Origin of the sequence: Schinkia azotoformans (genome assembly GCF_035811335.1) — a bacterium.
In the GTDB taxonomy this organism is placed as follows: Bacteria; Bacillota; Bacilli; order Bacillales; family Bacillaceae_J; genus Schinkia; species Schinkia azotoformans.
Genome location: NZ_JARSMD010000006.1, coordinates 1 through 10,574, shown reverse-complemented (window position 1 = coordinate 10,574; position 10,574 = coordinate 1). Strand labels below are relative to the sequence as shown.

The following is a 10,574-nucleotide window of genomic DNA, read 5'->3' as shown; positions in this document are numbered from 1 at the left end:
TTAAAGTAATTTTAAAAGGGATGGAGATATACTCTAGTTGTGAAAAAGAAATTTTGCGATTATTTCTCTATGAACTTGGTCAAACAAAAGTTGCTGTTGAAGTACATACGATTAAATAGAAAAGCTAAAGCGACCGTTTAGCGACGTATAAACTGGAGCGCATCGACTGAGATAAAGGAAACACGACGAACGTAGTGAGTCGATGTTGACTTATCGTAGGGAGATGAGCGAAGTTTACGAGTCGCTGGGAGCTGTAGCTGGACAATGAAGTAAATATGAATGCCGATTATCTAGTTTTGAAGGAACAACCTTCAATTCAATATATGTTTGGTGACGATAGCGAAGAGGTCACACCCGTTCCCATTCCGAACACGGAAGTTAAGCTCTTCAGCGCCGATGGTAGTTGGGGGCTGTCCCCCTGTGAGAGTAGGACGTTGCCAAGCAGAACCCCTTTTGGGGTATTTATTTTGCCTCAATTATAGTAGTTGTTTTACTTTGGCCCGTTGGTCAAGCGGTTAAGACACCGCCCTTTCACGGCGGTAACACGGGTTCGAATCCCGTACGGGTCACTAATTCGGAGGATTAGCTCAGCTGGGAGAGCACCTGCCTTACAAGCAGGGGGTCGGCGGTTCGATCCCGTCATCCTCCACCATAACATCATGTCGGCTTAGCTCATTTGCTAGAGCGTGCCCAATATGCTTCCTCAAATAGTCTTCAGCATACCAACCGATGATCATTTGAATAATCTTTCTAAGGTTGGAATGACATAGATATTAATTCATATCTAAATTCAGTTTTGAAATCATAAATATTGTAAAAATATTATATGAGCCATTAGCTCAGTCGGTAGAGCATCTGACTTTTAATCAGAGGGTCGCAGGTTCGAATCCTGCATGGCTCACCATTTAATTATTCGCTTTAAATTACATTACTGCGCCCGTAGCTCAATTGGATAGAGCGTCTGACTACGGATCAGAAGGTTATGGGTTCGACTCCTGTCGGGCGCGCCATTATTTTTATGAAAATGCACTATCGGGAAGTAGCTCAGCTTGGTAGAGCACTTGGTTTGGGACCAAGGGGTCGCAGGTTCGAATCCTGTCTTCCCGACCATTCTAAAAATCTTAATTTTTATGGCGGTGTAGCTCAGCTGGCTAGAGCGTACGGTTCATACCCGTAAGGTCGGGGGTTCGATCCCCTCCGCCGCTATATAGTTCACCATGAAAAGTAAATATTTATTACGGAGGAATACCCAAGTCCGGCTGAAGGGATCGGTCTTGAAAACCGACAGGCGGGTTAAACCGCGCGGGGGTTCGAATCCCTCTTCCTCCGCCATTCACTTTGAAAAAAGTACAATATTAAATAATTTTTACTATCGCGGGGTGGAGCAGTCTGGTAGCTCGTCGGGCTCATAACCCGAAGGTCGCAGGTTCAAATCCTGTCCCCGCAACCAAATGGTCCCGTGGTGTAGCGGTTAACATGCCTGCCTGTCACGCAGGAGATCGCCGGTTCGATCCCGGTCGGGACCGCCATCTTTATTCCAGTAGCATTGCTGCTGTTATTATAGATTTTTTTATTCTTTTTTGGCTCGATAGCTCAGTCGGTAGAGCAGAGGACTGAAAATCCTCGTGTCGGCAGTTCGATTCTGTCTCGAGCCATCCTTTTGGAGGGGTAGCGAAGTGGCTAAACGCGGCGGACTGTAAATCCGCTCCCTGTGGGTTCGGCGGTTCGAATCCGTCCCCCTCCACCACTTATTTTCCTTAAATTTTGCGGGTGTAGTTTAATGGTAAAACTTCAGCCTTCCAAGCTGATGTCGTGGGTTCGATTCCCATCACCCGCTCCAATATGGGCCTATAGCTCAGCTGGTTAGAGCGCACGCCTGATAAGCGTGAGGTCGATGGTTCGAGTCCATTTAGGCCCATTGTTTTCATTATAAATTATTTTTACTATAATGCGCCTTTAGCTCAGCTGGATAGAGCATACGCCTTCTAAGCGTACGGTCAGAGGTTCGAATCCTCTAAGGCGCGTAATATATACGCATGAATATGTAAAGAACCCCGAAACTCAATTTTGAATCGGGGTTCTTTTTTATATTAATGTAAAAATAAGATAGATTGCTGTTCCCCACATTATGAGAGCTGATATCTTATTAAGAACTGTAATAAATCCTCCTGAGTTGTTTAATCTACCAACTTGTCTTCCTACCAAAGCTAGTGCAATAAACCATATCCAAGAAGTAGTAATACAAGCTAAAGCAAATCCAAGTTTGTCCATTCCTGAATAGGATAATGAACTTGTTCCAATTACCCCAATCGTATCCATTATGGCATGAGGATTCAACAATGAGACCGATGTAGCAAAGGCAATTTGCTTTTTGGGAGAAAGAGCATTCGCTTCTGATGAGCTTGTATTTGATTTACTTTTCCAAGTGACAAAGCCCATATATGCTAAAAATAATACTCCAACCAATAAAAGAGTGAATTTTATCCATGGAATCCCGAAAACAATAACGGATACACCTAATACAGCCAAGGATATAAGGAACGTATCGCAAAGGGACGCTGTAATTATAACCGGTAATGCTCTACTAAATCTTGGTTGAGTTGCTCCTTGGTTGAAAACAAATACATTCTGGACGCCTAATGGAAGAATAAGTCCAAAGGCCAGTATAAACCCGTGTATAATAGCGCTTATCATTTAATAATCTACAACCCTTTCTACTATGTAACAGTCAAGTCACTAAATTATAACACTAGGAGTAGATTCAAATATATTGAGAAGCATTACTTTTTTGAAAAATAAAAGGGAGCTTCAGGTGAATCCTGTTCAAAATAGAGGGTGGCTTATTGTCACAATAATTCTTTACAAATAATACGCAAAAAGTGGTAAGCACATGTAAGATAAATGAAGTGTAAAGAATGTTTGACACCTTACAAAATCTAAAGGTGGCTTAGTCATGGAAAATAGAATCAAGGAATACAGAGAAAAGAATGGTTTTCACAAGGAAAATTAGGAGATTTGTGTAATGTGACAAGGCAAACAATCAATGCCATTGAAAATAATAAATATGATCCAAGTTTAGAATGGGTATTTAATTTATCTTATGTTTTAGGTCGTCCTATTGTACATTGGTCAAGCAGTTTTATTTAATAATCATGAGATAAGTTCAGTATTTGCAACAGATTTCCAAAATTTAGAGGATCTTGCGGAAGCATCACCTATTGTAATAACTGCACAAACTAAGGAAAAGGGTAAAAATCTTTACATATAGTGACGTTGAATTTGTTAAAACCAAAATAATGGTTCAAGATATTTTAAGAGATGAAACTAACCAATTAAAAAAAGGTGAATCTATCAATTTACTTCAAACCTATGTTAAGGAAGATCCGCTTGTAAAAAACATGAGAAAGTCCTACTTTTCCTTGAACAGTATAAGGGGAAAGTAATTTTCTTATGATGAAAATGCAAAGATGGCAGACCCAATGCCTAAAAGTGGTAAGCAAGAATATGCTGAAAAGACAAGGTTTGACGGATGAAGAAATAGCAGAATATTTTAAGTAAGGATTAGTATTTGGTGTTAAAATAAATACTTTTTTAATATTGAACCTATTATGATTTGATAATCGTCTAATAGCAGAACTTGAAGTAGGTTGAAAGGGAGGGTAGTAGATTGGACAGAGAAGAAAAAGACTCCATATTAGAAAAAATAATGATTGAATATGGTAATGAGTTGGTACGATTGGCGTTTTCTTATGTGAAAGATGCCGAGATAGCTAAGGATCTGGTATACTAACGAATCAGAAAGTAAAATAACTTGAATGTTTTACAAATTTTTCCTATAATAAATCTGTTAGCCGAGATTAGTTGAGCCAAGTTGAGAAAAGGAGAGACGAGAAAATGTGTAAAACTGAGTTGTATGCTCAATCGGGAGTTGCGATGACATGTCGCTCTTACCAAGAGTATAAAGAAATGTTTATGTTAAAAGAAGGCTTGTTAAGTGATGGAAGGATTCTTGATATTGCATCTGGGGCCTCTTCATTTACTGCCGAATTAAATCAAAAAGGATATGAGGCTATAGCAGTTGACCCTTTATACACCCTTACAAGTGAAGAAATGTATGATCTAGGAAAAAAGGAAATTAAAATAGCCTCTCAAAAGTTATCCCAAAATGAAAATCTTTTTATATGGAACGATTATAAAAGTCTAAAACATCACGATGAAATTCGAGAACGTTCTTTAAATCAATTTATAGAAAGTTATCGTGAAGATAATAATAAAGAAAAATATATTTCCGCAACCTTGCCGTTCTTACCTTTTGATAATGATACGTTTGCGTTAGTTTTTTGTAATCACTTTCTATTTTTATATCGAGAACAATTTGATTATAAATTTCATTTAGATGCTATTAATGAAATGATAAGGATTACACAAAAAGGTGGATCAATATTGATATATCCATTGGTTGATTTTAAAGATGGAATTTACCCGCATTTAAACAAACTAATAGATGACATAAGTGAAATTGGCATAAATATTAAAATTAACAAAACAGAATTTCGATTTCTTCCATCAGCAACTAACTTTCTCACTATTGAAAAATAAATGAGTAAAATGACGCTTGCTAAAATACATAGTAACGCCATTGGGTTTAACTAACGTTGGCGAATATGAAAGAAGAATAGCTACGGATTCAGCAGAAGTGGTGGCTGTACTTGAAAAAGATGTAAGGTTAGTTTCTCCAGTAAATTGACAATCTCTCTTTTAAATTAAAGATAATTCTCTATTCTTGAGGTGTGTATATTGAGGGGGGGAATATGGAGCTAAGAAAGCTAACTTACGATCGAGTCATTGATAAATTAATAAACAATAGAAAAATAGTAGTTGCTTGTTTAGAATTGGTTTCACCAATTTTCTTCTTCGTATATTTCCTTTTTATTGGATTTCCATGGCCTTGTATTCTATTTATGTTATTTGTACATATCATTTCATTAATATTCGATATTAAGGAAAAACAAAAGAAATTAGGATATTTATTCGGAATAGTTTTTAATTCAATATATCTAATAATGATTTTAGGCTTCATTACATATTTAACTAACAATGATTTCAATACTTCTCAATACCCTGCAGGTGAGAAAGAGTTCAGAACGGGAATTTTCAACTTTGTTTTAGTTATTTTAGCAGAAATTTTTAACACAATGACTGCTATCGTGTTGTTGATTAATGTAAAGAAGTTTTGACTTTTACAATAAGTATAATTTATTTTTACTGATTTTGGAATTTTAGTTCTGAATAAATTGGTGAACTAGCCAAGTTCAAAAGGAGGGGCAATTTTAAATAAATGTTTAATTAATATTTCAGTAAAATGGAAGTTAATTGGTTACTGTCCAAATAAACAACTGTATAATAAAGATGATAATGGAATTTCGAGAGAGGTGGAAACTTTGAGATTATTTTTCCAAGCTGTAATTTTTTCAATCGTTATTCACGTCATTTATATTGGGGGAAGTCTAGTTCATGGATTGAGTCAAACGTGGAACTTTGTACCGGATATAGAGAATGCCTATGAAAATGTAACGGTTCTTCAAAACGAGGTTTCATTTGGATATGTAGGAAGTCCCATGTATTTAGTTTTTACATTTATAGTAATGGCGCTAATTGGTGCTGCAGCCATTCAACTTTTAAAAAGAATCCGTTTAGCTAAAACAAGCGTTTAATGTTATAATGATAGTAATAAACAACAGAAGGGATGATGGGTGGCCGATGTTAAACTAATCTTATTTTTAAAAGTTTGAAATGAAAATATTTCAAATCATACAAAATAGGATTAGTCTGCCCATTTTTCATATATAACTTGAGCTATTAGTGAATAGCTTTATTTGAGTACACAAAAATGCGACTAATCCTTCCAACAAAATTGGGAGGATTTTTTAATTTCCGGAGATTTGTGGGGTTCGAATCCTTCCTACTATAAAGAGGGGCGATTATATGCGTGAATTATTAAAATTACAAAATATCGGATATGAAGTCAATGATGTCACGGTTTTTGAAGATGTGAATGCAAGTGTTCAAGAAGGAGATAGGATCGGCATTATTGGAAAAAATGGTGCTGGGAAGTCAACTTTGCTGCAATTAATAAACAAGACGTTAGTGCCAACAAAAGGGCAATTTAGATGGCTCGTTCAAAGTCCAGAGATTGTCTTGGTGGAACAGGAAACGAAAAATTTTTCAGTAGAGGAGTTGACATATTGCGAAAGTAAACTGCTTGAGAAATGGCATGTACCAACAGGTGATTTTTCACAATTAAGTGGTGGCGAAAAATTGAAGGCGCGGCTTGCCAAAGGGTTGGCGAGGGCTACTGATTTATTGCTTTTGGACGAACCGACAAACCACCTAGATGAACCAAGCAAGGAATTGCTTAAGGAACAATTGCAACAATTTAAAGGTACGATTATTTTGGTATCGCATGATCGCTATTTTTTAGATGAAGTTGCAACAAAGATTTGGTCTATTGAAGGTAGAAAGTTAATTGAACACAAAGGTAATTATTCAAGTTATATGGATGCCCGCAAACAGAAAAGATTAACACAAGCGCGGGAATATGAGAAACAGCAAAAAATGGTTGAACAAATTGAGGGACAAATCAACGAGCTTACTTCTTGGTCAAAAAAAGCACATGCCCAGTCCACGAAAAAAGAAGGTTTTAAGGAATATTATCGTGTAAAAGCAAAACGTATGGATTCGCAAGTAAAGTCAAAACAAAAGCGTCTTGAGAAAGAACTTGAAAAAGCAAAGGTGGAGCGGGTTGAACCGGAATACACTGTACGTTTTTCAATGAAGGCCAATACCAAGGTAGGGAAACGTTTTTTAGAGGTTAAGAATTTATCGAAGGCTTTTGATGGGCGAACTTTATTTAAAGACGTTAATTTTACAATTCAGCATGGCGAAAAGTTGGCGTTAATAGGACCGAATGGCAGTGGCAAAACGACTTTAATAAAAATAATTATGGGTGAGGAAACGGCTCAAGGAAATGTCTGGGTATCGCCTTCAGCTGAGATCGGCTATCTAACTCAGGAAGTGTTTGACCTGCCGCTTGCCCAAACGCCAGAACAGTTATTTTATCGAGAAACATTTGAAGCAAGAGGGCAAGTTCAAAATTTAATGAAGCACCTCGGCTTTACGGCATCACAGTGGAAAGAGCCGATTGCAGCTATGAGTATGGGGGAGCGGGTAAAGTGTAAGCTAATGGCTTATATTTTAGAGGAAAAAGATGTACTCATTTTAGATGAACCAACCAATCATCTTGATTTAGCCTCACGTGAACAGTTGGAAAACACTCTATCACTGTACAATGGGACACTTTTAGTCGTATCACATGACCGCTATTTTCTTGAAAAGACAACAAGCGGTAAACTCGAGATTTCGAATAATAGGATTCACAGGCAGTGGAAAGAACCAGTCCAGAATAATGATTCTAAAGAAGAGCTGCGGTTGAAGCTTGAAACTGAAAGACAAGAAGTGTTAGGAAAGCTGAGCTTTCTCACCCCAAAGGATCAGGCATACGCAGAGCTTGATTTGAAATTTAACGAATTAACAAAGCAAATCAAATCGCTTGGGAAGTGATTGCCAAAAGAAGTGGGACACAGGGTCGGGAACTGTGTCCCACTTTTAGTTAAGTTATCTCTTTGCAAGAACTTCCCGAAATTCTTCGTTACTTTCAAGTACTTTCTTTGCGTAAGTACACTCTGGGATAATAGCAATATTTTCTTCCTTCGCATATTCCACGATTCTATTCACTAATTTTTTCCCAAGCCCTTTGCCATTATGTCCTTCATTAACAATTGTATGCTTTACAGTAATGAGCTCTTTTCCATTTTCATCGGATCCGCTCGGCACAAATTGTATTCTTGCTATTACTTCTCCATTTTCCTCCATGTAAATTTCATTATTACCTAGCTTAAATTCGTCCATTCTATACCATCTCCTCAATTTGTTTTTTACCGCAAAATAAAATGATGTCCTTAAAAGGACGATACCATCTAATTTTCTTAACAGCAAGCATCGGGACACAGGGTCGGGAACTGTGTCCCACATTTTTTGTGTTTAGTGAATTTAACCCAAAAATAGGAATAATAAAAAATGATAGGAAAATACTAAAAAAAATTCAATGAATAAGGAAGGAAGGGGGGGCCTTATGGGCAAGAATGTAGCAATTTTTTTAATTTGTTTTGCCATAGCATTTGGTGGTGGGTACTTATTCTTTAAAAATAACCAAGCTTCAGAACCAGCACAAAACGGAGAACAAACAGATCAAGCTGCAAAGGATAAAGCGATCGATCAACAACAGGGTGATGCATCTGATAATGAAGGAAGAATCCTTGTTCAACGCGGTTGTATTTCCTGTCATAGTGTGTCTGCACTTAATATTCAAGGGGGGGCGACCGGTCCGGATTTATCACAAGCCTATGTAAATGTTGAGGGAAAGCACGGTGTGCCGATTGAGGAATTTCTCAAAAAACCGACATCTGCTGTAATGGCTGGTGTGCTTGGAGACAAACCCTTGACAGAGGATGAATTAAAAGCAGTTCTTGAAGCATTGAAGACTGCATCAGAGAAGTAAGAATGCTTGTTTGGAGGTGTTTTTATGAAGAAATGGATAGCGGCCATTACAGGCTTAGTGGCAGGTGGACTAGCTTCAACCGTTATTTTTGCTGACTTTGATAGAAATACGAATCAAGCAAATACAAATACCAATGCCTCAAATGTTGCTTCATATGCCGAAAGGACTTATGTTCCGTTTGGAGAGCATGATGAATATTATCTATTTGCTTCAGGAGGCCATTCCGGGCAAATGTTTATTTATGGTGTACCCTCAATGCGGCGTATTCGAACCATTCCAGTCTTTTCGCCGGATTCCGCAACAGGGTATGGCTATGACAAACATACAAAAGAATTAATGGGTGGATATACTTGGGGTGACCTCCACCATCCGGCTTTATCTGAAACAGATGGAGATTATGATGGAAAGTATTTATTTGCCACAGATGTTGCCAATAATCGTGCAGCAGTCTTGGACTTAAAAACGTTTACAACGATGGATATTTTAAAGGTTCCAAATACAGGTGGTCCGCATTGTGCGGCTTTTGTTACACCGAATACGGAGTATTTATTCTTGCCGACTCGTTTTGCTGTTCCTCTAGGTTTTGAATATGCACCATTAGACGAATATAACGAGAAATATAGAGGTGTAATGTCTGCAGTTACGTTTAATGAAGATAAGAAAAAGCTTGAGCTGGCTTATCAAGTTGCTTTGCCTCCATGGTCATTTGATTTGTCTGATGCCGGGAAAAAAGGTTCGGAAGGTTGGTCCGTTATGACAACTTATAATACGGAAGAAGCAACGACGGAAATGGAAATTAATGCCTCTCAAAAAGACCGAGATTATATCGTTCTTTATAATTGGAAAGAGCTTGAGAAAATGGTAGCAGATGGGCAATACGACATGGTTGGGGACGTAAAGATGATTTTTCCTGAGAAGCATAAGGGAGGTATATTCTTAGTACCGACAGCTAAATCCCCGCATGGTGTTGATGTTACTCCGGACGGTACGCGTTTTATTGCTTCTGGAAAACTTGCTCCAGCGATGACTGTCTTTTCATTCGAAAAAGCCTTTAAAGCTATTGAAGACAAAAAGTTTTCAGGAGAGTTTAACGGTATCCCAGTCTTGGATTATGAGTCTGTAATGGAGAGGGAAGTAAATCCTGAAAATGCCCTGGGGCCATTGCATTCGCAATTTGATGAAAAAGGCCATTGCTATACAACGATGTTTATTTCATCCGAGATTGTTAAATGGGACCCTAGTTCGGGTGAAGTTCTTGACCGAATCCCGGTACAATATTCACCGGGTCATTTAGCAGCCGCGGAGGGTGATACGGTAAGTCCGGATGGGAAATATCTTGTTTCCTTAAATAAAATTGCGAAGGATACTTATCTCGGAGTTGGTCCGTCCCATCCGGAATCTATGCAGCTTATTGATCTTTCTGGAGATAAGATGGAACTTATTTATTCTGCCCCTGTTGACCCTGAGCCCCATTATGCACAAATGGTCAAGGCAGATAAATTGTCCACAGACAAAATTTATGAAAAAGATGAAAAACGTCCGAATAGTATTTGGAATCAAAAGGATGCAGGCATTACCAGAAATGGAAACACTGTCGAAGTTCATGGTGTTGCGATGAGATCTAAATTTATTTTCGATGGAGCTGCTGAACGAAAAGACGTTATCCATGTAAAAGAAGGAGATAAGGTCGTTATTCATTTAACAAATATTGACCTTGACCAGGATATTACACATGGCTTTGGAATTAATTCCTATGATTTGAATATGGAGGTTCAGCCAGGACAGACCAATACAATGGAATTTATAGCTGATAAAGCCGGTACTTATCCATTGTATTGTACAAACTTCTGCTCCGCATTGCATCAGGAAATGAACGGATATTTATTGGTTGAACCAAAAGGATAGAAGAAGGGCAGGGCATATAATGCCCTTTTTCGTGCGACGGGCAGTCGCATGG

At 38.0% G+C, this 10,574-nt stretch carries 9 protein-coding genes, 14 tRNA genes, 1 rRNA gene and 2 pseudogenes; 24 read left to right on the top strand and 2 right to left on the bottom strand.

The window, feature by feature from the left end:
* Window positions 1–326 precede the first annotated feature (326 nt).
* The 15 genes from rrf (at window position 327) to P9E47_RS03300 (ending at window position 2,024) form a co-directional block, all read left to right on the top strand.
* Window positions 327–443: ribosomal RNA gene (gene rrf / locus P9E47_RS03370) — 5S ribosomal RNA — on the top strand.
* Between the two features lie 54 nt (window positions 444–497).
* Window positions 498–569, top strand: a tRNA-Glu gene (locus P9E47_RS03365).
* Window positions 570–576: 7 nt separating this feature from the next.
* A tRNA-Val gene (locus P9E47_RS03360) sits at window positions 577–652 on the top strand.
* A gap of 176 nt (window positions 653–828) precedes the next feature.
* Window positions 829–904: transfer RNA gene (locus P9E47_RS03355), tRNA-Lys, on the top strand.
* 29 nt (window positions 905–933) lie between these two features.
* Window positions 934–1,010, top strand: a tRNA-Arg gene (locus tag P9E47_RS03350).
* 23 nt (window positions 1,011–1,033) lie between these two features.
* Window positions 1,034–1,110 (top strand) — tRNA-Pro (locus P9E47_RS03345).
* A gap of 22 nt (window positions 1,111–1,132) precedes the next feature.
* A tRNA-Met gene (locus tag P9E47_RS03340) sits at window positions 1,133–1,206 on the top strand.
* A 33-nt stretch (window positions 1,207–1,239) separates the two neighbouring features.
* Window positions 1,240–1,332, top strand: a tRNA-Ser gene (locus P9E47_RS03335).
* Between the two features lie 41 nt (window positions 1,333–1,373).
* Window positions 1,374–1,450: transfer RNA gene (locus P9E47_RS03330), tRNA-Met, on the top strand.
* 3 nt (window positions 1,451–1,453) lie between these two features.
* Window positions 1,454–1,529, top strand: a tRNA-Asp gene (locus P9E47_RS03325).
* Window positions 1,530–1,582: 53 nt separating this feature from the next.
* Window positions 1,583–1,655: transfer RNA gene (locus P9E47_RS03320), tRNA-Phe, on the top strand.
* 7 nt (window positions 1,656–1,662) lie between these two features.
* Window positions 1,663–1,747 (top strand) — tRNA-Tyr (locus P9E47_RS03315).
* A gap of 19 nt (window positions 1,748–1,766) precedes the next feature.
* A tRNA-Gly gene (locus P9E47_RS03310) sits at window positions 1,767–1,840 on the top strand.
* Between the two features lie 4 nt (window positions 1,841–1,844).
* Window positions 1,845–1,918: transfer RNA gene (locus P9E47_RS03305), tRNA-Ile, on the top strand.
* Between the two features lie 32 nt (window positions 1,919–1,950).
* A tRNA-Arg gene (locus tag P9E47_RS03300) sits at window positions 1,951–2,024 on the top strand.
* 61 nt (window positions 2,025–2,085) lie between these two features.
* Here the strand turns inward: P9E47_RS03300 and P9E47_RS03295 are convergent.
* Window positions 2,086–2,694, bottom strand: coding sequence for a LysE/ArgO family amino acid transporter (locus P9E47_RS03295; protein ID WP_003330266.1), 609 nt, complete (start codon window positions 2,692–2,694; stop codon window positions 2,086–2,088).
* A 259-nt stretch (window positions 2,695–2,953) separates the two neighbouring features.
* On the opposite strand from P9E47_RS03295, the pseudogene P9E47_RS03290 reads away from it, so the two are divergent.
* The 7 genes and pseudogenes from P9E47_RS03290 to abc-f all read left to right on the top strand — a co-directional run bounded on the left by P9E47_RS03290 (window position 2,954) and on the right by abc-f (window position 7,620).
* A pseudogene (locus P9E47_RS03290) lies at window positions 2,954–3,147 on the top strand (helix-turn-helix transcriptional regulator).
* A 520-nt stretch (window positions 3,148–3,667) separates the two neighbouring features.
* A pseudogene (locus tag P9E47_RS03285) lies at window positions 3,668–3,784 on the top strand (sigma-70 family RNA polymerase sigma factor); the annotation flags it as partial.
* A gap of 110 nt (window positions 3,785–3,894) precedes the next feature.
* On the top strand, window positions 3,895–4,599 hold the full coding sequence (locus tag P9E47_RS03280) for a class I SAM-dependent methyltransferase (protein ID WP_326162602.1): 705 nt from the start codon (window positions 3,895–3,897) through the stop codon (window positions 4,597–4,599).
* Between the two features lie 16 nt (window positions 4,600–4,615).
* A complete protein-coding gene (locus tag P9E47_RS03275) occupies window positions 4,616–4,747 on the top strand; it encodes a hypothetical protein (protein WP_267880049.1) in 132 nt (43 codons plus the stop codon).
* 64 nt (window positions 4,748–4,811) lie between these two features.
* On the top strand, window positions 4,812–5,237 hold the full coding sequence (locus P9E47_RS03270) for a hypothetical protein (RefSeq protein WP_326162601.1): 426 nt from the start codon (window positions 4,812–4,814) through the stop codon (window positions 5,235–5,237).
* Between the two features lie 204 nt (window positions 5,238–5,441).
* Window positions 5,442–5,714 carry a hypothetical protein gene (locus P9E47_RS03265; RefSeq protein WP_003330272.1) on the top strand — a complete coding sequence of 91 codons (273 nt, stop codon included), beginning with the start codon at window positions 5,442–5,444 and terminating at the stop codon, window positions 5,712–5,714.
* Between the two features lie 271 nt (window positions 5,715–5,985).
* Window positions 5,986–7,620 carry a ribosomal protection-like ABC-F family protein gene (gene abc-f / locus P9E47_RS03260; protein WP_326162599.1) on the top strand — a complete coding sequence of 545 codons (1,635 nt, stop codon included), beginning with the start codon at window positions 5,986–5,988 and terminating at the stop codon, window positions 7,618–7,620.
* Window positions 7,621–7,674: 54 nt separating this feature from the next.
* Here the strand turns inward: abc-f and P9E47_RS03255 are convergent, their stop codons facing one another.
* Window positions 7,675–8,091: a GNAT family N-acetyltransferase gene (locus P9E47_RS03255; RefSeq protein ID WP_081585642.1), complete on the bottom strand. Its 417-nt coding sequence runs from the start codon at window positions 8,089–8,091 to the stop codon at window positions 7,675–7,677.
* Between the two features lie 100 nt (window positions 8,092–8,191).
* Between P9E47_RS03255 and P9E47_RS03250 the strand changes: the two genes are divergently transcribed.
* Both P9E47_RS03250 and nosZ read left to right on the top strand, forming a co-directional pair.
* Window positions 8,192–8,617: a hypothetical protein gene (locus P9E47_RS03250; RefSeq protein WP_003330275.1), complete on the top strand. Its 426-nt coding sequence runs from the start codon at window positions 8,192–8,194 to the stop codon at window positions 8,615–8,617.
* Window positions 8,618–8,641: 24 nt separating this feature from the next.
* The gene (gene nosZ, locus P9E47_RS03245) at window positions 8,642–10,522 is read left to right on the top strand and encodes a Sec-dependent nitrous-oxide reductase (protein WP_326162597.1); all 1,881 of its coding nucleotides are present in this window, start codon (window positions 8,642–8,644) and stop codon (window positions 10,520–10,522) included.
* Window positions 10,523–10,574 lie beyond the last annotated feature (52 nt).